General features: G+C 50.0%; 16 protein-coding genes. 9 read left to right on the top strand and 7 right to left on the bottom strand.

From position 1 onward, the window contains the following. Positions 1 to 273 precede the first annotated feature (273 nt). Positions 274 to 864 (bottom strand): hypothetical protein, encoded by a 591-nt coding sequence (locus tag K7G70_RS16455; RefSeq protein WP_223789751.1) that lies wholly within the window; start codon positions 862 to 864, stop codon positions 274 to 276. Between the two features lie 406 nt (positions 865 to 1,270). Between K7G70_RS16455 and K7G70_RS16460 the strand changes: the two genes are divergently transcribed. The 6 genes from K7G70_RS16460 to K7G70_RS16485 all read left to right on the top strand — a co-directional run bounded on the left by K7G70_RS16460 (position 1,271) and on the right by K7G70_RS16485 (position 7,843). Continuing rightward, on the top strand, positions 1,271 to 1,822 hold the full coding sequence (locus K7G70_RS16460) for a recombinase family protein (protein WP_223789752.1): 552 nt from the start codon (positions 1,271 to 1,273) through the stop codon (positions 1,820 to 1,822). 30 nt (positions 1,823 to 1,852) lie between these two features. Then, a complete protein-coding gene (locus K7G70_RS16465) occupies positions 1,853 to 2,983 on the top strand; it encodes an ATP-binding protein (RefSeq protein WP_223789753.1) in 1,131 nt (376 codons plus the stop codon). 284 nt (positions 2,984 to 3,267) lie between these two features. Then, positions 3,268 to 3,651, top strand: coding sequence for a GntR family transcriptional regulator (locus K7G70_RS16470; RefSeq protein ID WP_223789754.1), 384 nt, complete (start codon positions 3,268 to 3,270; stop codon positions 3,649 to 3,651). A gap of 1 nt (position 3,652) precedes the next feature. Further along, on the top strand, positions 3,653 to 4,504 hold the full coding sequence (locus K7G70_RS16475; protein WP_223789755.1) for a hypothetical protein: 852 nt from the start codon (positions 3,653 to 3,655) through the stop codon (positions 4,502 to 4,504). A 28-nt stretch (positions 4,505 to 4,532) separates the two neighbouring features. Next, positions 4,533 to 5,366: a hypothetical protein gene (locus K7G70_RS16480; RefSeq protein ID WP_223789756.1), complete on the top strand. Its 834-nt coding sequence runs from the start codon at positions 4,533 to 4,535 to the stop codon at positions 5,364 to 5,366. A 29-nt stretch (positions 5,367 to 5,395) separates the two neighbouring features. Next, positions 5,396 to 7,843 carry a serine hydrolase gene (locus K7G70_RS16485; RefSeq protein WP_223789757.1) on the top strand — a complete coding sequence of 816 codons (2,448 nt, stop codon included), beginning with the start codon at positions 5,396 to 5,398 and terminating at the stop codon, positions 7,841 to 7,843. 32 nt (positions 7,844 to 7,875) lie between these two features. Here the strand turns inward: K7G70_RS16485 and K7G70_RS16490 are convergent, their stop codons facing one another. The 4 genes from K7G70_RS16490 to K7G70_RS16505 all read right to left on the bottom strand — a co-directional run bounded on the left by K7G70_RS16490 (position 7,876) and on the right by K7G70_RS16505 (position 14,468). Continuing rightward, positions 7,876 to 10,053, bottom strand: coding sequence for a DUF1631 family protein (locus K7G70_RS16490; RefSeq protein WP_223789758.1), 2,178 nt, complete (start codon positions 10,051 to 10,053; stop codon positions 7,876 to 7,878). Between the two features lie 343 nt (positions 10,054 to 10,396). Beyond that, positions 10,397 to 12,925, bottom strand: coding sequence for an ABC transporter permease (locus K7G70_RS16495; protein ID WP_223789759.1), 2,529 nt, complete (start codon positions 12,923 to 12,925; stop codon positions 10,397 to 10,399). Then, positions 12,922 to 13,641 carry an ABC transporter ATP-binding protein gene (locus K7G70_RS16500; RefSeq protein ID WP_223789760.1) on the bottom strand — a complete coding sequence of 240 codons (720 nt, stop codon included), beginning with the start codon at positions 13,639 to 13,641 and terminating at the stop codon, positions 12,922 to 12,924. Before K7G70_RS16500 ends, K7G70_RS16495 begins: the two co-directional genes overlap by 4 nt. Positions 13,642 to 13,685: 44 nt before the next feature. After that, positions 13,686 to 14,468 carry an arylesterase gene (locus K7G70_RS16505; protein WP_223789761.1) on the bottom strand — a complete coding sequence of 261 codons (783 nt, stop codon included), beginning with the start codon at positions 14,466 to 14,468 and terminating at the stop codon, positions 13,686 to 13,688. A gap of 168 nt (positions 14,469 to 14,636) precedes the next feature. On the opposite strand from K7G70_RS16505, the gene hemH reads away from it, so the two are divergent. After that, positions 14,637 to 15,740 (top strand): ferrochelatase, encoded by a 1,104-nt coding sequence (gene hemH / locus K7G70_RS16510; RefSeq protein ID WP_223789762.1) that lies wholly within the window; start codon positions 14,637 to 14,639, stop codon positions 15,738 to 15,740. Between the two features lie 14 nt (positions 15,741 to 15,754). Here hemH and K7G70_RS16515 read toward each other — a convergent pair whose 3' ends face one another. After that, complete coding sequence (locus K7G70_RS16515; RefSeq protein WP_223789763.1) at positions 15,755 to 16,900, bottom strand: histidine phosphatase family protein; 1,146 nt, start codon at positions 16,898 to 16,900, stop codon at positions 15,755 to 15,757. Positions 16,901 to 17,021: 121 nt separating this feature from the next. On the opposite strand from K7G70_RS16515, the gene K7G70_RS16520 reads away from it, so the two are divergent. Together K7G70_RS16520 and K7G70_RS16525 are read left to right on the top strand one after the other, a co-directional pair. Continuing rightward, on the top strand, positions 17,022 to 17,570 hold the full coding sequence (locus K7G70_RS16520; protein WP_223789764.1) for a hypothetical protein: 549 nt from the start codon (positions 17,022 to 17,024) through the stop codon (positions 17,568 to 17,570). A gap of 247 nt (positions 17,571 to 17,817) precedes the next feature. Beyond that, entirely contained in the window at positions 17,818 to 21,063 is a 3,246-nt protein-coding gene (locus K7G70_RS16525) for a TonB-dependent receptor (protein ID WP_223789765.1), read from the top strand. Between the two features lie 81 nt (positions 21,064 to 21,144). Here K7G70_RS16525 and dnaE read toward each other — a convergent pair whose 3' ends face one another. After that, positions 21,145 to 24,600, bottom strand: coding sequence for a DNA polymerase III subunit alpha (gene dnaE, locus K7G70_RS16530; protein WP_223789766.1), 3,456 nt, complete (start codon positions 24,598 to 24,600; stop codon positions 21,145 to 21,147). Positions 24,601 to 24,602 lie beyond the last annotated feature (2 nt).

The following is a 24,602-nucleotide window of genomic DNA, read 5'->3' on the forward strand; positions in this document are numbered from 1 at the left end:
TCTGCTTCGCTTGTTCATTGTTCACCTTCTTTCCCGAAGTGATATCATATATCACCTCTAAGTCGGTGGCCAATTTCACTGTACCACTACAACTTGATGGTGATTCAATTATATGTACAAAACCTTTTTTATTAGACATATGTAAGTTTCTGTAATGAAGGTTATCACCCTAGTCTAGCTATCAGAATAATTTGATTTTTTCAATATGGTATGTTCTATCAGGATTTTCCCTTACGCACATTCTATCTTCAGAAAACTGTAGCTTACTAAATATCAAGCGTCTTCTGTAACACCCTCTTTTTTTCTGCTTGGTACCTCTACATCTGAAATCAAATTCATATCGTGCAAAGCCTCAAGCCTCAACAACGGAATTATTGCGTTGTCTCGTATCACACTTCGTATTAAGTCTTCTTCCATACCCGTTTCCCTAAGTACTTCTATTGATTTTTTTATCAGCTCAGTTCGTAAAATAGAATTCTCTATTTTCATTTTTTCAGCTTCAATTTGATTTCTATATTCTTCGTCTTTTTTTCTTTCATGACTATCATTAAGAAACTGCCTGATAACCTCTAACGGATTTAACCTACCTAAAAATTCCCAAAATCCTGGAGACTGGATAACGACTTTATTTATGTGAAGTGGGAAAGTAGGCAAGTCTGTCATAGACCATGCTTCATGTTCGACATTGTATGCTATGGAATAGCTTGACGGGTTTCGATGAAACTCATAGCACATAAATTCAATTGCATCGAGCCCAAAATGTGCATCACTTAATCTTTTGAGAACCAATGCTGTCAATGAAGCAGATATATCTCCATTTGTATTAACTTTTATTATTGAACTGACACCCAAATTTTCAAACATTTATCTCTCCTAGATTATTCACCTGCGAGTACATTTTACATCAATATTTTAGTCTAAAAATGTGCCAAATATTAAGAAATGAAAAACCCTAAATTTTGATTCTCAAATTATTAGGTTGTCAGCTACTATATCCCCCCAGTGATTGCGTTGTGTGACGTCAATGACTTCTATGATTCTTGTGAGAGGAAGTTTGACCCATCACTCGATAACCGGCCCTGTATCGTGCTCTTAGCAATGGAAGCTATTATGTGTACATGGGTTTTGCTACTCAAATTTTTTTCTTAGCTATGCAAATTCTCATAAATCATAAATTAATAGACACTTTTATTATGTATCCAATTCTGTCTATTAAATCCCAAAATAAGCATATAATAGACATCTATTCCATAAATCGATTTATTAGACAATGAGAAAATTTGGATATGCCAGAGTATCAACCTCACAGCAATCACTTGAGATTCAGGTTAATCGCCTGAAGACAGAAGGTGTTGAGGATTTCAGAATTTTCACAGATAAGCTCTCTGGTAAGCAATTTGATAGAGATGGCTTGAGTACGCTACTGGTCAAAGTAGAAAAAGGCGACCTCATCTTAATAACTAAACTTGATCGTCTGGGTCGAGATACCCTTGACATGATTAAGCTGGTCAATCAATTTCTGGACTTGGGAGTTCACATTCGCTTCTTGGACGATGGACTATCAACTGAAGGACCAACTGGAAAATTACTAATTACAATATTATCTGCTATTGCTGAGGCTGAGAGATCAAGAATATTAGAGAGAACAAACGAAGGTCGCGAAGCTGCTAAAAACAAGGGGGTTAGATTTGGTCGCAAACCATTTGTTGACAGACCAAAAGTAGTATCACTCAGAAACCAAGGTATGAAAGCATCTGATATAGCTGAAAAAATGGGCATTGGCAGATCTACAGTATATAAAATTTTAAAGGAACATTCATAATCTATATTTTTTCTTCTGAGCAAACTACTGATGGACAGTCAATCTGATATAAAAAACATGCTTTTTGGTTCTGAAAATGAAACTGCACTGTTTGAAGCAAAAAGACAAATCAATGATGCAACTTCAAAGAAATTGAAATTTATCACTACTATCATTTCATTAGCAAATACGGCAACATTGAAAGGCCAAACAGCCTACTTCTTTTACGGTGTAAAAGAGGAGAACGGTAGACTGTATACCTCTGGAATCGACCAAGATCAAATTCGGGATCCTAAAGAAATTCATGATCTCGTGAATGATCAAACATTAGTTAATAACTTTGTAAACTTTGAATGCAAATACATAAATATAAATAGTCACACAATTTTAAGAATTGAGATCCCACCTCAAAACAAGTTGATTTACAGAATTCAAGACTTAACGTATTTTCACGACAAGCTAAAAAAAGTTAAATTAAACAAGAATGTAATCTACTATCGAGATGGCCCTAGATTATCTCAACTTTCACCCGATGAGATCTTAGACTATTCTCATAATCAAATTAATCCATCCTTTGAATTCTCATTAATCGATTGGGACACAAAAGAGAAGTTGGACTTTAAAAATTTAACTTCCATTGAGTATCGTCATCCAAATGAATCAGACTTTATAAACTTCCTTGGAAGGATAATTACTTTCAATAAATCTAATTTCTCACCTGCACAATTGTTGGACCATGCAATAAGGATTAAAAACTCAAAAGAGTATCACTTTTTATCGTTTTCAGTGAAAAACATTGGGAATGCTGTTGGTAAAAATATTCATATCAAATTGCGATTTAATAATAATTTCACTGAAGTACTTCTCTCAAAAGATTTAACGCTGTTAACAAGTACCAGTCAACTGAGAACTCCGCTTCAGAATTCTGTGATAAAAATACGAAATGAAACTGATTTCACGGAAGTTAGCTTTCATCTAGATTCGTTGAGTGTAGATCAGACTTATATAGCGAATGATTTTATAGCTGTAAAATTTAAAGAAACAGGGAATTTTTCTTTTAGTGCTTCTATAGTTTGTGACGAATTTAGAAGAGAAAACATTACCAAAGTTTTCTATAAAAACACTATTAAAATTGAAAAGTCTAGCGCGCAAAATATATATGATTCATACATACAACAATAGCTAATGGATTACTAAAGCAGTTGTGCATGTCAATATTTGAAATAAATCAAATCACTCCTTCACTTTTTTTTCATTAATTAACTTTTACCTCTTTTTGCTTCTTCATATTTATTTCGAGGGGAAGCTAAATAAATGATTTAGTTGGAAAATAAATGGGTTAGTTGCAGAAAAGTAAAAGGTTTAGTTGTAGTTCCACAGGGTTTGGTTCGATGAAAAAATCTTGACTTGTCTCTTGTTCCAGTTGTACCATTAGTACACACGGTACATATGGGACATCTAACACGATGGAAATCACAATCGACATAGAGAGCGCCACGCCGCTGTTTTCGCAGCTGGTGATGCAGATCAAACAGGCAGTGGAACGCGGTTTGATTCAACCGGGCGATCCGCTGCCTTCGATCCGGCAACTGGCCAATGATTTGGACATGAACAACAAAACGGTGGCCAAGGCTTACCGCTTGTTGGAACGGGATTCGGTGATCGTGACCAAAGGGTATCGCGGCACCTTCATCCACCCGGAAGCCAAAAACAACTGCACAGTGGATTTGAATGCCTGGGTCCGGAAAGAGCTGACCCAAACCATCCAATCGTTTAAGGAAGCCGGTGTGACCGACTCAGAAATTCGCATCGCCTTTGCCGATGTGCTTAACCAAAACTCAGGAGTTTGAGATGACTGAATTGAACTTATTTTTGCTGGTCTTTGGATTGCAAATTGTGTTGTTGTCGGCCTATTACCCGTGGCGCGTGTGGCAACGGGCCCGCTACATCGTGACCCACTACCCAGCCAGCACCCATCCGAAGTTGTACCCCAACAGCAGCCGTTCCTTTATCCGCAGCATGAACTGGTTTAATGCCTTGCATGTGATCAATTTCACCTTGGGTTGGGTGTTGGTATTTCTGCTGCATCAAGGCATTTGGTCGGTAGAAAACGGGGTCAATAAATTGTTGCCTTGGGGCTATTTCATGCTGCAAATGTTGCCCAGTGTGTTGTGGGATGTGTTTGGCTTAAAGATGGCCAAACTGATGCAAAAAGCCGACACCCGGACCATCAAATCAGCCCAGCTGACCCCCCGACGCTTGACCGATCACATTGCGCCCGGATTGCTGACTGCGGTGCTGCTCAGTTATGTGGCGTTTCTGTTGATTGGCTATTGGGTTGAGGGCTTTGAATTCAGCACCAACAGCAAAACCACCTTGATGGGCGGCATCCTGTTGGCGGGCTATGCGCTGTTTTGGGTGATGGCCAAGTGGCTGATTACCGGCGGCGGTAAAAACCCGTATCAGTCGGCAGCAGAACGACACCATGCGGTGGCCACGAACATCCGCACGTTTGCTTATACATTGATCATTTGTTGTGTTTTTATGCTGATCACTTTGTTGATTGACACCTATGAAATGGAAGCCATCATGCCAATATTGATGAGTGTTTTTCTGCAACTGTTGGTGATCGTTTCCATGGGCATCATGCTCAACAAATGCCGCATTGAGAACATCAACTTCGATGTCTACAAAGCCGGTTGAATCGAGATTAATTTTTTAGGAGCTTAAGATGCAAGCACAGACTTATTTTTACGGCGCATTTTTACTGCAAGTGGTGACCATTTCGGCCCTGATCCCCTGGTGGGTCAAAAGCCGCTTGCAGGCCATGATGTTGGCCCACCCACCGGCTGATTACCCAAAACTGTATCCGGAATCACCCGCCCGCATGCAAACCGTGCTGAATCGCTTCATGCAGTTCAACAGCGGCATTTTGCTCGTGGGCTTGGCCATGCTGGCCCACGTTTATTGGGGCCTAGAAACTGAACTGTTCGGTTGGGACAATCAGGGAGGTTTGACGGTGTATTTTTTGTGGCAATACCTGCCTTTTGCCTATTTGGGCGCACAAGGGGTGAAACACCACCAGATGATGCGCTTGCTGAACACCAAACAACAGCGTTCAGCCAGCTTGCTGCCGCGGCGCCTGCGGGATCACGTCACCCCGCTGTGGCAAGCGCTGATCGCCGCCACTTTATTGGCCTACATCGGCACCGTGGTCTACATGGCACAAAACCCCTTCACAGGCTTTGCCGGGTATTGGAACATCTTGTTCGTGCTGGGTTTGAATGCGTTTTTTGCGGTGCTGCTGCACTTTCAAATCAAGGGCCGCAAAACCGATCCCCACCAGTCACACCATGACCGCCTGCAACAACAGCGCCTGATTGGCCGCTTGTTGGTGACCGGTTGGGTGCTGGCCAATGTGTTCCTGAACACCAACATGTGGTTGGCCTATTGGGACATGCGCGACTGGAACCTGGTGGTGCAATCGGGCTATTTCACCCTGATTGCCTTGATCATGAGCCAAACCAATGTCCACCAACCCGAAGATTACTCGGTGTATCAATGAACACCCCCAGGACTCACAGGAGAATGAATATGAGAAAACAAAACACCACCAAGCAACACCCCAAACACATCATCAAGGGATTCGTTCAAGGCTTTTTGCTGTTGAGCAGCCTGATGCTGATGCTGGTCTTGCCCGCCTATGCGATTTCAGATCCTGAAAGCAAGCATGACCCGAGCTTCGAGGCCTTGATTGCGGCTTTGGAAGCCAAACGCCAGGAGCACCACATTGCCGGCATGGCCATCGCGGTGGTCAAAGGCGATCAGGTGGTCTTGCGCCATGGCTTTGGGCTGATGGACCTGGAACAACAAACCCCGGTGACCCCGGAGACTTTGTTTGCCATCGGCTCCACCAGCAAAGCCTTCACCGCCACCTTGGCGGCCATACAAGTGGATCAAGGCCAGCTGCAATGGGATGATCCAGCCAGCCAATACCTGCCCAATTACCGCTTTACCGTGGACGATGCCGAGTTACCCATCACCATCCAGGACATGTTGTCACATCGCACCGGTTACACCCGCAACGATTTGTTGTGGGCCAATGGCCAAGCCAGCCGTGAATTGATCCTGAAAACGGCCACCAAAGCCAAACCTTGGGATGACTTCCGGAAAAATTTCCATTACAACAACGTGATGTATTTGGCGACCGGCGAAATCACCGCCCAATTGGCAGGCATGAGTTGGGATGAACAGCTGCAACAAGCCTTGCTCAAACCATTGGGCATGGACGACACCACCTCCATCCATGAACAGGCCATCGCCCACCCGCAGATTGCCCTGGGCTATCAGTGGAATGACGCCACCGAAACCCATGACTTGATGCCGCGGCGCAACCTGAACAACGTGGCCCCGGCCGGTGGCATTTATTCCAATGTCAACGACATGGCCCATTGGGTCCGAATGCTTTTGAACACAGGCCAGTTCAATGGCCAACAGTTGGTTTCTGCCGAACAACTGCAAGCCACCTGGCAGCCATCGGTCAAAATTGCCGACACCATGGACTACGGCATGGGCTGGTTTTTGCAACAATGGCAAGGTCAACAAGTGGTTGAACACGGTGGCAGCATCGATGGCTATGGCGCCCAAGTGACGCTGTTACCCGAGGTCCAATTGGGGTATGTGCTGTTGACCAACAACACCGCCTCACCGCTGCAGCAAGAATCGATTCATGTGGTGTTGAGCCACCTGTTGCCACCCGAGGTGCAGGCGACCAGTGCTGCGGCCCAAACCAACCTCGATTACTCATCCATGGTGGGTGAATACCACGCCAATTTCGCTTCTTTCAAAGACAGTTTGTTCACTTTTTTGATCAACGACAACGGCCGACCGGCGGTCGATGTGCCCGGACAAATGGTCTATGAATTGAAAGACCCCGATGAACACGGCAAGATGTATTTTATCATGACCGACACCGTGGCGGTGTCGTTTGATCGGGATCAGGCCGGTGCCATCACCGCCATGCGCATGCACCAGAATCGCATGGATTTTGAGTTGCCCAAAAAAGGCGTGCCGATTGCACCTGAGGTTGATCCCAGTGAGTTGGCTGCTTACTTGGGCCAATACCAATCCAAGACCTTCAATGGCCCGATCCAAGCGATCATCCAAAACCACCGGCTGACCCTGGATGTGCCCAATCAAATGGCCTTTGAGTTGCACTTGCCCGATGCCGAAGGCTTTCGCCAATTCCGCATCAAAGCGGACATGAGTGCCCAGTTTGAAACCGATGAGTCCGGTCAAATCTCCCAATTGGTGCTGTACCGCGATCGCGAGAAAGTGGTCGACACCGCCCCCAGAATCACAGCTGACACGGCGGCCAAAGCCGAAGCAGAATTACCTGATGTGGCGGCATTGATGGTGTTGATGAACAACGAAAAGCAATTGAAAGCCTTGCGCAAAAAAAGCGGTTTCCGTTTATCAGGCACGATAGAAATGGTCAATTCTGGCATCACCGGGCAAGTGACCATGGCCTTTGATGCCAAGCACAGCTACGCCCAACACATGGATTTCGGCACTTTTGGTGAGATTTCGCTGGCAGTCAATGAGCACGGTGCGGCCACCACCGGCATCAACCCGTACACCGAACTGAAAGGGAAGTACTTGAAACAAATCCGCATGGATCATCCGGCAGTGGCTTTGGACCTGGCCAATCAGGCTGAGCAGATCCAAGTTCGGGGCCGTCGGGAACTGCATGGCCGCAGCGTCTATGTGATGCGGGTGAAAATAACCGACTTGCCGACCCGGACCTATTACATTGATGCCCAAAATGGCGATGTGTTGCGCATGAAAACCCAGCTGATGAACCCGGTAGCCGGCAACATCCCGGTGACCATAGATTACAGCGATCACAAGAAAAAGCATGGGCTGAGGTTGCCCATGACCACCACCATCAAGAACCCCATGATGGGCTTGGCCATCATCCGCTACGATGACTTCAAAGGCAAACAAAAATTTGCCGATGACGCGTTTGTGATTGAGCCTTAACGGCGGTTAGAAATGGGCAGTCGCTGTGGCGCTTACTTGCCAGCCGCAGCGGCTTTCCGTTGTTTCATTTTCTCGGCGATTGAGGACATCGCACGATCCATGATGGGGACTTGTTGTAACAACCGTGATTGGTTCTTGCGCAACTGGTCGGCCAATTCAATGGGGAACAAATCGATCACCTTGGCCCCTTTGGCATCGACAAACAACATCTTGCCACTGATCGGACTGATCCAGGACAACTTGACCCGCTGGGGTTTCTTCTTGCTGTTGATTTCAATCCATTCACCCAGTTTCAGGCTGCTGGCAGATTCTTGTGCGTCGTCTTCGACCAGTTTCAGTCCCGGAGGCGGCTCCATGCTCAGATCAGGATTTTCTATCAACTCACCCACGCTGGAATCGCGGTTGAATTCTTTGGATAACTTCAAGATCTCTTTGGGGTCAATGAAATCCAGCGGTTTTTCTGGTTCACGCACACCATTGATTTCTTCCAAACAGGTTTGCATTTCCTGAGACTTTTCGCGCAAATCTTTGATGTCATAGGCCACCAGTTTGAGGCCTTCGACCATTTCATCACAGAGTTCTTTGATGGCGGCATCAGACCGCTTGTTGGGGTTGTCGGGGTTGGCGGCATTGACCAGTTTGCGCACAAAATCTTGGTGCTTGAACAACAAATCAGGCGAGTCGTCTTTGCGCAACTCTGATAGGATCAATACATTGGCCCACGGTTTGAGCAAGATTTCCCGCACCAACTTGGGGACTTTTTGGTCCTTGAGGTGTTTTTTCAACACTTCGGCGGTGCGGTTCTTCGCCACACTCAGTCGTTCTCTGCCCGAAACCGTCTCTGACGTGCGGCGCTCGGCAATGGACGCGCGCTTTTTCAGTTTCTGATCAAAGCGGATGAAGCGTTCAATCAGCTTCTCGTAATTGATGCTTTTCTCGTGATTCTTGAGGATGAAGTTGACGATCTCTTTGACCTTGTTGAGGAACACCTGGTTGTCATCGGTTTCCGGTGACCAACCAATTGAGCTCTCGGCCATGATGTTCAACAATTGTCGGGCGTTGTTGTGTTTGTCAGAAAAGAACGTTTCGTCTTTCAGGGCAATTTGCAGATACGGCAGTTGTAACTTCGACAACACCAACTGGATGGTTTCTGGCAAATTGCGGTCTTCCACCAGAAACTGGAACATTTCGCCAACCAGATCAATGATGTTTTCATCGGCGGCATTGAGCTGCTGGTTTTTGCTCATCGCTTTGAGCGATTTGAGCTTCTTGATCAATTCGTCTTTCAGTTCCAGTGGACTGATGCTTTGTTGGGATTCCAACTCCTGGTCGGTCAATAACTCGACTTTGATTTGATCCAGGGCATCGGTCAACTGCGAGAATTGCACGATGTTTTCGGCGCTGTAGCTTTGTTGCGGCGCCTGTTCCCGGTCATGTTCCAAAATGCTGGCGATCTTCTTGTAATTTTCGTCTTCCTCAGACAAGGCATGCGCCAGGTAATTGATCGAGTTGTTCATGGCGTGCCCGGCACTGGGCTGTTGTTTCACTTCAAACTTGATTTCTGGCAGGATACCGCTTTTTTTGAAGTACTTGTTGACCATGCGATAGGCCGGTCCCAGGCTTTCCACCATGTTTTTTTCAAACAACTTGATGATCATCAACTTGATGTTGTTTTCTGATTTCAGCACCTTCAATGACAATGCAAAGGCGTTGACGATGGCGTCCGGACCAATGGGGTTGGCGTGGTTGTCGATTTCGCCACCCATGCCAACCAATTCGGAATACCGTTCATTGAGCATGTACAGCTCTTCATGGTAATACTGGCTGATCTTGGCGATGACGTTGTTGATCGCCAGTTTTTGATCCAGATCGTCTTCCTTGATCAGGGTCAGGTTCTTTTTGGTCTGTTCGGTTTGTTCATCATTCTCGATGAAATAGACGAAATCTTTGGATTTGAATTTTTGGAAGATGACGTTGACGTTGGTGGCAAACTGACGGGTCAATTCGTCTTTGTTCTTGCGGGTGTCGCCAATCGCCGCAAAATATTGATTCTGCAAGGCATTGGATTCGGCCTGTTCAGCCATGTCGAAGAAAAAATCATTCAACCCTTCAAAAAAATTTTTCAGGTTCGGGTTCAGCGATTGGACGAAAATCCGATGGGTTTCATGCAGGTGCTTGGTGAAAGCAGATTGATTTTTCTGTTTTGTCATCTGATTGATTTCAACACCATGTTCTTTGCTGACATGTGCCATTTTTTTCTTCATTTCGCCGACTGTGATCCAGGCATTCATTCCTTAATATGAATGCCACATACTTTTGTGCCCCTGGTCATTTGGGGCAACCTTAATCACACACACAGTCTATGGATGGACTGACTCACACAATTTGGTTCTCGATCGTTGGCGCCCACACCGGCACCTACTTTCTTTATTTTGCCATGAATCAGGGGTGGTTTTGTATTTTATTTTTCAAAACAAATTTTTTTCCTGGGCCACATCCCCGCCCGATCAACTCCCGCTGTGGGATCAAGCCGTCGTCGCATGGCAAGACAGATCAAACCAGTTGTCTGACCAAATTCATCACGTTGGACCGAATCACAAAGCGGCCATAGGCAAAACTCACCAGCAGCAAGGTCACGGCCAAGGCCGCGAAGGACAACACGCTGACTTGCCAGGGAAACACAAATGGCAAAGCAAACCAGTACGTGGTGATGGCATAGGACACCGCCCAGCCCAAAGCGCCGCCGGCGACAAAGGCCAACAAACCCAACAACAGCATTTCGATCACATTGATGGCATACAAATCTTTGGTCAACATCCCCATCAAGCGGAAATAAGCGCTTTCCTGCAAACGGTCTTGGGAGGTAGACACCAATGAGGTGATCAGGATCATGATGCCAGCCAACACACTCAAGCCAGTGAAAATTTGCACCAATTGGGTCAACTGATCAACAAATCCCTTCAATTGCTTGGCGATGCTGGCCCCATCTAAGGTGGTGATGCCGGGAAATTGTTTGGCAATTTCAGTTTGTAAATCAGGGATGCGCGAGGCCTCAACCTGGGCCGTGGCAAATTGAATCTGCGGGGCCCCGGCCATCACTTCTGGTTGGAACATGAAGTAAAAGAACGGGCTGGGACCGCGCTGATAACGCGAACGCAAACTGCTGATGTGGGTCTTGATTTTCACCCCTTGCACATCAAACACAATTTCATCGTGCAACGACACCTGCAAAAATTCAGCGATGGTGTCCAACACCGAAATCGGCACCGACTCCGCGTCACTGACTTGCGGTGAACGGGCAAATAACTGGTCTGCTTCAATGGCATCGATCATTTGTTCGGTGCGCAACACGCTGTCACCATAACTCAGGTTAAAAATGCGGGTGACGTTGTCGTAGTTGTCCAGTTGGTCTTTGAGGGTTTCGGCATCCACCCCATTGACCGTGTGGATGCGGGCGCGAATGACCGGATAATAGGTCACCGGAACCGCGATCATGGCATCCAGGGATTCATGCTGCTCGCTTTGCACATCCAGCATGAACATGTTGGGTGAATCTTCTGGGTAGGTGCTGATCAACTGCTGGTCGATGGTGTGGTTCAAGGCCGTGATGCTCCACATCACCATCACCGCCATCGACATGGTGGTGAAAAAAAGCATCGATTGGTTGCCTTTGCGGAACACGTTTTGTACCGACAGTTTTAACAACCAATGGCTGATCCAGCCGCGGTTGATCAAACGCCGCAGGCTGCGCAGAATCAATTGACTGAACAACCAAAACAACACCCCAATGACCAACAAACCCAAGGCCACTTGCAGGCCTTGCCACCAGGACGCCAATTCCAGCGACAACAGCACATACAAACTGACCACCGACAACAACATCCAATAGCGGGAAAAATACCAGGCTGGCGTGCTGGTGCGTTGTTGTTGCAACACCGCCACCGGTTTGATTGAGGTCAGCGACTGAATGGTGCTGTGGGTCATCAGCCAAGTCAATGCCATGGCAATGACCAGCACTTTGCCAACACTGAGCCAGGAGATGCCCAATTCAATTTGTGCCGGTAAGATGGCCGCGAAGGCATCGTAACCCAAGTGCAATACAGCGATGCTCAACAAGCAAGCCAAGCCCACTGCAATCAAAGTCATGGTAAAAAACAAGCGGTAGTAGCCGTTTTTCAATTGGGCAATGGGCTCACCAATGGCTCGGCGGATGGCATTGGTCTGTTGTTGGCGGTTGACGAAGGCTTTGACCACACTCATCAAACCCACGCCAGACAGCACGATCACCGCCACCACCAACAGTTTGAGGAATTTCAGAAAATTGCCCGACAAGGCCGAGATGCTGGTTTGGGCCTCATCCACCGCCGTGACACTGACCTTGCTGTTGGCGGTGAGGGTTTCCAATTGTTGCCGCACCGCCATCTGATTGGCTTCGCTGGTTTTGATTTCGACCCGGTAGTTGACCCGGCTGCGTTGCCCCAACAAACCGGTGGCTGGCAGGTCTTGATTCAGCATCATCACCCGCGCCCCAAAGCCAAAAGCGGTCAATGGGCGGTCCGGTTCTTCGAGGATCTCATCGGCAATGGTGAAGCTAGACTCACCAACCGTGATGGCATCACCGATGTCCACCGCCAAGGCGGTCAACACCTGGCGTTCCACCAGCACCTGGCCTGGCTGCAACCGTTGTGCCAGCGATTCACCGGAGGCCAAGCGCAAGGTACCATACAGCGGATAAGTCAGGTCCACCGCTTTGATGCGGACCAACAACGAACCCTCGCCGGCATAGGTCATGGCATTGAACTGGCGGTCATTGACCACGTCACTGGCCGGCAGGGTGGCCACATAATCGGTCACCGCCTGCGACAAGGCTTGGCGCGATTGCACCACCAGGTCGCCACCGACCATGGCTTTTTGGTTGTCCACAATGTAGCCATCGACGGCTTTCTGCAACGAGTCTAAGGTCAGATAGGCCCCCAAAGAGACCAACAAACTGAGGCAAAACAGCAAGGGATAAATCCAATGACCCAGCCATTCTCGCCGAATGATCACCCCATTCAGTCGTTGTGCAGGCGCTTGATTCATAGCAACTGACCGTCGACGATGGTGATGGTGCGATCAGCCAACTTGGCCAGGCCTGGATCATGGGTGACGATCACCAGTGCGGTGTTGAAGGCTTTTTGCAAGCTCAACAACAGCTGCATCACCTGATCGGCATTCTTTTCATCCAAGTTCCCGGTGGGTTCGTCGGCAAACAATATTTTGGGATTGGCCACCAACGCCCGGGCGATGGCGGTGCGTTGTTTTTCCCCACCGGATAATTGGTGGGGGAAGCTGCCGGTGCGGTGGGTCAATTCCACCGCATCAATCAGTTCCTTGACCCGTTCAGAATCACTGCGGCGGGCAATGGTCAGGGGAAATTCAATGTTTTCCTGTACCGTCAATGTGGGAATGAGATGAAAAGACTGGAAAACAAAGCCAATGTCCGCTTGGCGTTTGAGGGCCAATTCTTCTTCACTCATTTGCGTCAAATCGTCGCCATTGAGGGTGATCAAGCCTTTGGTGGGCTGGTCCAAGCCAGCCAGCAAGCTGAGCAAAGTCGACTTGCCGGAACCGGATTTGCCCATGATGGCGACGAACTCACCTTGCTTGACTTGCAGGGAGATGTCATTGAGCACGTCGATGTGCAAATCGTCGAGTTGAAAGGATTTTTCCACATTCTGGGCACTCAGTACGGCGCCATTGGCTGCCGGCGTCACAGTCTCGGTCTCGGTCTCAGTCTCGGTCAAGTTCTCGTTCATGGTTGGGCTCACGGTTGGGCTCATGGATTGGTTCAAAGATTGGCTCATGGTTTGGGTTCAGGTCCTGGCGCCTGCAGACGCGTGGCAATGAGGTCCTGAATCACCGGTTTGACCACCGGCAGCACATTGCGCTCGACGATGATGGCATAGCCGGCTTGGGTCGGGTGAATCAGGTCATTTTGGTTGAATTGGGCCTCGCCGGCCACATGTTCCAGAAAAAATGGAATCAGGGTCAAGTCATGCGCTTCGGCCAATTGTGGATAGAGGTCTTTGAAACCCACCACATACTCCTGGCCCAGGTTGTCATAAATTTGCATGCCGGCCAACACCACTTCAGAACCGCTGTTTTGGATGCGTTGGATGATGGTGTCGATGTTTTGGGTGGTCAAGGCCAATGGCAAACCACGCATGGCGTCGTTGGCACCAATGTTCAACACGGTCAAATCCGGTTGCAGTTGCTTGAGCACCCAATCAACCCGAGCCAACAAACCCGAGCTGGTTTCCCCGCTCAAACCTGAATTGACCACCGTGACTTGGGTCAAGCCCTCGGCATGCAAGGCCTGTTGTAACAACGCTGGGTAGTTGCCGTCTTTGGCCACACCCAGACCCTCGGTCAAGGAATCACCCAGGGCCAGAACGACCAATTCATTGGCCGACTCATGAGTCGTTGCCTGTTTGCGGCCCGCATCCATGGTGACCTTGGCCGCTGGCTTGGGCTCAACCGCTGCGGTGGTGGTCTGGTCGCTGCAGGCGCTGAGCATGGATCCCAACACCAATAAGCCGATCAGCCACCTCAGTTTGGGGCTTTTGGATGGATGTGTTTGCATCGTTCTAATGTAATGGTTGTGTGCTGTACAGCAATAGATAATAAGTAACGAAGTGTAACCATGCAACGATCAATTTACTGTGAAGCTTTGATCGCCCAAAAACTTTCACCCACTTCTCACTGCCTGCCGCTACAATAGCCCTCATCACCAAGAACCCCGTATTAACCTGTGAAATATCTGAACACCACTGCGTACCAACACGGCGACTCCCTGAAGATCGGTGTGTTGATGGTCAATTTGGGCACCCCAGATGCCCCCACCAAAAAAGCCTTGAAGGTCTACCTGAAAGAGTTCCTGTCCGATCCGCGGGTGGTGGAACCCACCTTTCCGCGCTGGATTTGGTGGTGCATCCTCAATGGCGTGATCCTCAACATCCGACCCAAACGCTCAGCGAAAGCCTATGCCAGCATCTGGGATGAAGTCGGCGAAGGTTCACCATTGATGGCCATCAGTTTGCGGCAGCACCAGGGCTTGGTGGATTATTTTGTCACACAAAACATCGAGGTCGAAGTGGAACTGGCCATGCGCTATGGCAACCCCTCCATCGCCAGCGGCCTTGAGGCATTGAAACAAAAAAACGTGGATCGCCTATTGGTGCTGCCTTTGTATCCACAGTATTCAGCCTCCACCACAGCGTCCATTTTTGATGAGGTGACGGCGCAGCTGCGCCAATGGCGCTTGATTCCAGAAACCCGATTCATCAACCACTACCATGATCACCCAGAATACATCGCGGCTTTGGCCCACAGCGTCACCCAACACTGGGCCGATCACGGACAACCCGATCAGTTGTTGATGTCATTCCATGGGGTGCCCAAACGCTATTTGATCAACGGCGACCCGTATCACTGTGAGTGCCACAAGACCGGCCGTTTGTTGGCCGAGCACTTGGGCTTATCCAAAAACCAATACCGGGTCACTTTTCAGTCCATTTTTGGCCGCGAAGAATGGCTCAAGCCCTACACCATGGACACCCTCAAAGCTTTGCCGGGGAAGGGACATCGGCATGTGCAGGTGATCTGTCCTGGCTTTGCCGCCGATTGTCTGGAAACCTTGGAGGAAATTGCAGTGGAAAACCGTGGTTATTTCATGGATGCCGGCGGCGAAACCTTCAGCTACATCCCGGCCTTGAATGATGACACGGCTCATTTGTCCATGCTCGGCGGGCTGATCACCCGGCACCTCCAAACCTGGCTGGATGAAAAACCCAAGGGCACAGCCCAAACCCAAAGTTTGTATGATGACATGTCGGCAGCCCCGACACAGAACTGATTTCGAATCATACCTCAGAGCTGCTCAAAAGACACCAGTTGGTAGCTCCAGGGTGACTTAATCACTTCGATTTTCACCACTTTGTGGTCCTTTTGGTCAATCCAATAGTATTGTGATGGCGCACCGCCAGAATATTTGATCTTGTGGGTGTCAAAGGTACCGGCCGGTACCGTCACCCGCTCTTTGCCTTCGTGGGAGATGTGGATGCGTTTTTGCTCGCCGTCATAGCCATTGAACCAATTGATCAACAGCGAAGCCTCCGCGGTGACCGGCAAGGCGTGGGCCAACATGATGGCACTGGTGCGTTCAACAGTACCGGTCGGCAAGGCTTGATTCAAGCTCAACTTGCCTTGTGGCTGGTATGGTTCCCGCGCCATGTCACTGCGGCCAGTTACCTGCTGACCTTGCCACTGCCACAGGATGTCGACTGGACCACCCATGTTGCCGGTCATCTGCATGCTGATGGGCGACAGGTCATGAACCGCCACACGGGCCTGGATGTCGGCGTTGATGTTATAAGCCTCAATGGTGGTGATTTCTCGCAAATCCAGTTGTTCGCCCTGGCGTTTGAACTGGTGCACCGATTCGCCCACCACCTGATCGTTGAGCAACATGTTGAACCGCAATTCACCATCAAACAAGCGCTCGGCAACCAGTTGGATGGGGGTGGTCAGTGCCGTGACTTGGCTGGGCCAGCTCTTCAAGCGATTGACGGTGTATTGTCTGTCATCAGCCACCACTTGATAGACGTTGTCATAATCCACTTCATCCAAGCGTTCAGTGGCTTGACCCGACAGCAAATGCAACAGCATGGGCGTGGTGTTGCTGTGCCCAACGACCAAGGCATTGACACCATCGGCTTTTAACAATGCGGCCAATTCAGCCAATTTTCGGGGGTCATATGAAATCACCGGCAAACCCAGATGCTGGGCCAAGGGGGCAGCGGTCAACTGGGTGCGCTGGTAATCGGTGCTGTAAATTTTTTCGATGTCGGCCGCACTGAGCATGTTGGCCAGCTGCTCAGCCCGTTGCCGGCCTGGTTCAGTGAGCACCGGGTCCGGGCTGCTGTCTTCGACTTTTTCAGCATGGCGCACCAGGTACCAGGTTTGGCTTTGGGCCACAGATGCCCAACAAAACAACAGGATGACAAGGGTTTTCATGACGGCTTCCCACAAATGATCGAACCGCCATTGTAACCACTGCTGGCCAGCTGGCGAGCCTCACAAAAGTCATGTTTTGTCGATTCTGCTACAATGCCCCTTCTGTTGATTGGAATTGACCTTGTTTCGAAAATCCGTGGCATTTTTTATTTTGCTGGCGTTGTCATGGGCACTGCTGTGGCGGGTCTTACCCGATGCCACACCCGGTCAACTTTCCTTCACCGATGGCTTGCGCTGGCTGCCCTTGTTGTTTTCCTTCATGGCCTTCGCCTTTGCTTGTCTGATGTTGGTGATCCGGTATTGGGGCTTGGATTGGGTGCGGCGAATTTTCCCCCAAACCCGACTGCTGATCTGGCTGGGGCAACACGCATACCAATACAGCCAACCCAGCACCACCTTGCACATCACCTATCTGGGGCCGGAACCTGAATTGCGCCTGACCATTCAAACCGGCACCAGCAGCCGAGCGGTGCGTCTGCCCATGGGTCAGGGCCAAACCGTGGCATTGGGTTACCTCAACAGCAATCCAGAAGCCTTGTGGGTGGAACCGGCAGGCACCCCATGCCAGCAGCCCATTGCCATTGAACAAGATTTGAAAAAGTTTGGCAAAAACATGATTTTTGCCGTCACCATCCAAGACAGCGAGCTACAAGTTACCCGCCCAAACTGACAGCTTGGCCAGCCTTGGCACACCGTTGGATTGCGTTTTGTGTACACGTTTGCCTGCAAAACCATGCACATTTACATTGTGAGAATATTTCTTAAGGGGTATCATGTGACTCGCAGTTCAGGACACGATGGACCCCCACACACCCATCTTCCCTTACTTTGTGATGCGTTGTTGGCTTCATCCTGCCTGCCTCTGCCACTACTGAGTTAAATAAAAAACCAATAAAAAAAGAGGAGTCACTATGAACATGTATAACAAGCCAACGGGCAGTGTGACACACTGGCTGTTGATTTTACTGTGTCTGTTGTTTTTCGCCACCGGACAAGTGCTGGCCCAAAGCCAGGAGGACACCGCTGCCGCCACATCTGAAGCCGAGGCTGAAGCCGATACCGATGACGACAATGCAGACGAGTCTGAAGCCGATGACACGGTGGAACTCGCACCGGTGGTCACCACCGGCTCACGCTTACTCAAAAGCACCTATGAAAGCATTTCCCCGATGCAGGTGATCACCGCACAAGAGTCTCGGGAAGTGGGCCAAATCGATGCCGCCGAAATCATTCAAAATGCATCGGCCTCCAACGGCCAACAAATTGACCTGACTTTTTCAGGTTTTGTGTTGGACAATGGGCCGGGAGCCCGAACCATCAGTTTTCGGGGCCTGGGAGCCAACCGCACCCTGCTGATGATCAATGGCCGCCGCTTGGGTGGTTCTGGGGTCGAGGGCGCACCGGCCTCACCGGACTTGAACATGATCCCCGACGGCCTGGTTCAACAGTATGATTTGTTGTTGGACGGTTCGTCCTCCATATACGGTTCCGATGCCGTGGCCGGGGTGTTGAACACGGTCCTGAGGAAAGATTTCAACGGCTGGGAAGTGGATTTCAACACCACCGTGCCAGAACAATCCGGCGGTGTCGAACAGCGATTGAATGTGGCCTGGGGCAAAAACTTTGCCCGGGGCTTCATCGGCTTTGGCGCCGAACTCTATGACTTGGAAGCAGTCCGGTACAACGAACGTGACTGGACCAACAAATGTCCAGAACACTATGAGCGCACCCAGAGTGGAGAGCTCAGACAAAACGACTTGTTCAACGAAGTGTTCAACAAACGATTCAATGGCAACTGTTACTTCCAAGGCCTGGTCGGGCGCATCAGCGTGCCATCGGTGGGCAGCATATACTATACCCCGGGTACCAGCAACGGCGGTTGGCCGAATTTCAGTGAAAGCAGTCTGCAGGGCCCGGTCGATACCAATGGTGATGGCATCGCCGATGTGGCCAGTTTTGTGCCTTACTCCCTGTATGATTACCAAACCGATGCCACCTTGTTCTTGGAAATGAAAACCCAGGACATCATGAGCTACGGCGAATACACCTTTGAAGGGGACATGAACATCACCCCTTTTTTCGAAGCCAGTTTCAGCCGTCGGGACACCTTCCAAGATTCGGGTCAACCCCAATTTTTCCCTTTTGTCCCGGCCGACAACCCATTCAACTTGTGTAATCCAAATGGTTTGAATGGGGTGGATTGTGGTTTGGCCTTTGATCAACTGTTGAGCAATCCCAGCGTCATCCAAAACTACATGGACCGCTTTGGCTGTGATCCCAGTGCCGGGGGTGACTGTGACCAAACCGTCGGCGCCATCGGGCCGCAGCGTTCCAGACCCATCATTGCCATCGATGGTGACCGCGACCAAACCAGCGCCACTGTGGAACAAACCCGTCTGGTGTTTGGGGTGCGCGGTGATTTGCCGCAATTGGAAATCGGTTCTTTCAGTAACTGGGCCTTTGAGACGTACATTTCGCACCACGAATCTGATGGCACATCCTCACGTCGGGGCATCCGACAGGATCGTCTGGATTATTCCTTGAACACCTCGCGCATTGACCCGGTCACTGGCCAAGTGATTTGTGGCAACAACGATGGCTGTGTGCCCATCAACCTGTTTGCCCCGAGTCTCTATTCGCCCATAGTCAGTGATTTCAGCACCCAGGCTGAACGCGACTACCTGTTCGATTCCCGAGATTTCCGCACCAAAGTCGAACAAACCATTTGGTCGGCCTTTGCCTCGGGCTATGTGGCCAATTTACCCGCCGGTCCCATCACGGCCGGTTTGGGTTTTGAAATCCGCCGCGATGAAATTCAATCGATTCCTGATGACATTGCCCGCGATGGCTTGTTTTTTGGCTTCTTTGCTGACGGCGGGGCCACCGGTTCCAAATTCACCCGTGAAGCCTTCACCGAAGTCCAGATTCCGTTGGTGGCCAACAAGCCGGGTATCGAAGAGTTGAACCTGAACATTTCAGGCCGCTACACCAAAGATGAATTTTTCCCCAGCGCCAACACCTATTCGGCCAAGTTGGGATATCGGCCCGTGACCTCCTTGTTGCTGCGTTTGACCAAAGGCACCTCTTACCGCGCGCCCAACCTGCGGGAAAATTTCCTGTTGGCCCAAACTGGTTTTGGCAACGTGTTTGATCCGTGTTTCATTCCCGAGGATGCCTATGATCCGATCAACAACGTGTATGTGCCTGAACAAGACACCCGTTCTCCAGAGGTGTTAAGCAATTGTGCCGCCAACGGTGCCGATCCAACCACTTTGTACAACAACGGTTTCAACACCTTCAGTACCGAAATTGCCACCGGTGGTGTGACTGACATCAACGAAGAGAAATCGGATTCTTTGACTTATGGTTTTGCCTGGGATGTGCCCTTCTCTGATCACTTTGATCTGACCATTGGGGCCACCTATTACAAAATTGAAACCAACAACACCATCATTGAGCCCTCAGCACAGTTCATCGTCAACGACTGCTACAACGATGCCGAAGGCGACAGTTCTTTCTGTTCGCGGATCACCCGCGATGAAAATGGCGTGTTTGACATCATTGATTCAGGCTTCATCAACCGCGACAACCAAACGGTTAAAGGCGTTGATGTCAACATCAACTATGACCAGCGCTTCACGGTATTCAACCGCGATGTTAAATTCGGCGCTGATTTGGTGATGACCCACATCAAGGAAAGCTCGGATTTGTTCACCGATGACGAAGGCAACCGCAACTTCGACGAAGACCAGGGCCAGTTCGGCTATGCCGATTGGTCGGGTTCGTTGAACTTGCGGGCCGATGTGGGTAATTTCCGCTTTGCCTGGCAAACCCGATACATCGGCTCAGTGGGGGTGGATGAAGACGTCGACAATGAGTTTGATGATTACTTTGGCAACATGTACACCTGTGCCGGCCCAGATGAGGGCGATGAGTTGTGTCGCTTTGTGTATGATGCCGGGCCTTATTTTAACCACACGGCTTCGGTCAACTGGTTGAAAGATGCCTGGACCGTGCGCTTTGGCGTGGTCAATGTGTTCAATGAAGAACCCCCACAAGTGGATGCAGGCATTCCTTTGACCACGGCCGTCAATTCACCACAAGGCTATGGCTATGACTTGAATGGCCGGCGCTATTTCTTGAATGTCGGCTACAAGTTCTGAAGCAAAACCGACCCCAAAAAAAACCCTTTGCCTGGCAAAGGGTTTTTTTGTGCCCACAGCCCCACCAACAGGGCGTTGGCATCAGTTTTTGGTCAGCACTTTTTGGATCGATGGTTTGGCCAAGGCATCCAGCAACAAACCATAAGACGGGCGAATTTTGTGCTGTTCTGACAGCTTGAGGTTGATCTTTTGTCCGGATTTTTTGTAGTGCACATACAATTGGGCTTTGCCCTTGCCATGCTTGGCCAGTAACTCATTGATGTCCTGTGGCAACTGTTGGCTGTTCTCGGCACTGACGAAACAAATGCGGTCGCAGTACAAAGCCACGGCTTCATCGACGCTGTAAATCTGGCTGACGCTGGTGACAAAGATTTCGTTGTCCGGTTTGCCGTCCTTGCCTTTGAATGACTTCATACCGGCATTGCCTTCGATCAGAATCATGGCATGCGGTTCCAAACGGTCCTGACATTCGTGGAAGTACTGCTCACTCAAACTGAATTCAAAGGCACCTGAGGCATCGGTGACCCGCACTTTCATTTTGCCTTTGAAACCCGGGCGCACACCAGAGACGAAGCCCAACACCCGAAAATCCCGGGGTTTGGCGTTCTTGATGCCCATTTCATGGAATTTGGCCAGCTCAAAGGTGGTCACGTGGGACAGGCACTGGGCGGGGATGCGCAAGGGATGGTCACTGAGGAAGGTGCCGGTCACTTGTTTCTCGGCCAGCAAGCGTTCCAACAAGGGGTCTTCATTGACTGTCGGCAGTTGGATCGCTTGATAGGACTCATTGCCACCGGCGTTGCCAAACAGGTCAAATTGTCCGGCATCGCGGTCTTTGCTGATTTGATCAGCCGCTTTGACCACCTGCTCCAAACCATCCAACAACTGACGGCGGTTGCCATGCAATTGATCAAAGGCGCCGGCCCGGATCAGGGCTTCCAGGGTGCGCTTGTTGACCTTGCGCAGATTGACCCGGGTACACAAGTCCTGGAACGTGCTGAACGGCCCGCCTTGTTCGCGGGCTTGAACGATTTCTTCGATGGCGCCCTCGCCCACCCCTTTGATCGCGCCCATGCCGTAAATGATGGTGCCGTCTTTGGCCTTGAATTTGTACACCGATTCGTTGATATCCGGTAACCGCACTTTGATTTTCATGCTGCGGATGTCGAACAGCTGATGCACCACTTTGTCGGTGTTGTCCAGATCAGCCGACAACACCGCGGCCATGAAGTGCACCGGGTAATGGGCTTTGAGGTAGGCCGTTTGGTAAGAAACCAAGGCATAGGCCGCAGAGTGAGACTTGTTGAAACCGTAACCGGCAAAGGTTTCGATCTGCGAGAAGATCATGGCAGCCAAGTCACCATCCACATCCCGTTCCACCGCACCATCAATAAAGATTTGTTTTTGCTGCGCCATCACTTCATGGATTTTCTTACCCATGGCTTTGCGCAAAATATCGGCACCACCCAGGGTGAAGCCAGACAGCACCTGGGCAATCTGCATGACCTGCTCCTGATACAAAATCACCCCATAAGTGGGCTGCAGGATGTCGGTCAGGCTGGGGTGCAGGTAGTTGGGCTGTTCCATGCCATGTTTACACTTCACATAGGTATCGACCATGCCCGAGTCCAGTGGCCCCGGTCGGTACAAGGCCACCAGGGCAATGATGTCCTCAAAACTGTCCGGCCGCAGGCGACCAATCAAACCTTGCATGCCCGAGGACTCCAGTTGGAACACCGAAGTGGTCTTGGCAGAGCGCAACAAGGCAAAGGTTTTTTTGTCGGCCAATGGAATGGCATCGATGTCCAGGGTCTGACCGGTTTCTCGCTGTATCGACTGCAACGCCCAGTCGATGATGGTCAAGGTGCGCAGGCCCAAGAAGTCAAATTTCACCAGGCCGATGGATTCCACATCGTCTTTGTCGAATTGAGAAACCACTGACTGCGAATTTTCCTCCACATACACCGGACAAAAATCACTGATGGCACTGGGAGCGATGACCACCCCACCGGCGTGTTTACCGACGTTGCGTTTCAAGCCCTCCAGTTTCAAGGACAGGTCAATCACCTCTTGGGCTTCTTCGTCCTGATCGTACAATTGCGCCAATTCCGGGGCTTTTTTCAGGGATTCGGTCAAGGTGATGCCCAAATCATTGGGGATCAATTTGGCGATGCCGTCAACTACCGGGTAAGGATAACCCAGCACCCGCCCGGCATCGCGGATCACCGCTTTGGCATTCATCGAGCCATAGGTGATGATTTGACTGACCTTTTCTTTACCGTACTTGTCGGCCACATAGGCAATCACCTCATCGCGGCGGTCCATACAAAAGTCGACGTCAAAATCCGGCATCGAAATCCGTTCTGGATTCAAAAAGCGCTCAAACAGCAACTCATACTTCAATGGATCCAGGTTGGTGATTTTCAACACGAAGGCCACCAGGGAACCGGCACCGGAACCCCGCCCGGGCCCCACCGGTATTTGGTTGTCTTTGGACCAGCGGATGAAGTCTGACACGATCAAGAAATAACCCGGAAAGCCCATGTCCAAAATCACTTTGATTTCGTGCTCCAGGCGCTCGTGGTACTCGGCCTCGGAATAATCGGGGTCGGCGGCACCGCGGTCCAAAAAGGCCTGCAAGTTGTCCCGACACAGTTGCGCAAAGTAACTGTCAATGGTCATCCCTGCAGGGATCGGAAAGTCGGGCAGGTAATAATCTTTGAAATTGAAATCCAAGGTGCAGCGTTCGGCAATCGCGTGGCTGTTGGCCAACATCACCGGGAATTCTTCGAACAAGGCCTGCATCTGCTCACTGGATTGGACGAACTGTTGCTCGGTGTATTCTCGCGGTCGCTTGGGGTCTGCCAACACATAGCCGCGGTTGATGCAAATGCGGGCCTCGTGGGCATTGAAATCATCTTGGTTCAAGAAGCGACAGCGACCGGAAGCCACCAGAGGGATGTTTTGGTGGGCCGCCATATAGATCGCCGCGTTGTTGATCATCGCCTCGTTGGGCCGGTCTATTTTGGCCACCGCCACATAGTATCGATCACCAAACACCTGTTGCCATTGCACCATGGCAGCGGCCGCTTCATCCAGTTTTTGGGCCGCGATCCACTGCCCCACATCGCTGTACACACTGTCGGCCAACACCAACAAGCCGGCATGGTGTTCGAAAATGAAATCCATGGAGACACAAGGTTGGTGGTGGCTGTTGCGGTGGTATTGGGCGTGAGAGATGATTTGGCTGAGGTTCAAATAACCGGTGCGGTCCTGACACAACAGGGTCAGTTCGAACACCTGGTTGGTGTCGTCCTGGGCGGTCACCCAAACATCGGCTCCGATCAGCGGTTTGATGCCGGCTTTTTTGGCGGCATTGAAGAATTTGATGGTGGCGAACACATTGTTCATGTCGGTGATGGCCACCGCCGGCATGTTCAAGGCCTTGATCTTTTCGACCAACTGCGGGATGCGAATGGTTGAATCGATGATCGCGTATTCGGTGTGGACATTGAGGTGGATGAACGATTGATCCATGT

It is taken from the genome of Marinicella meishanensis (genome assembly GCF_019931145.1).
Lineage (GTDB): Bacteria > Pseudomonadota > Gammaproteobacteria > Xanthomonadales > Marinicellaceae > Marinicella > Marinicella meishanensis.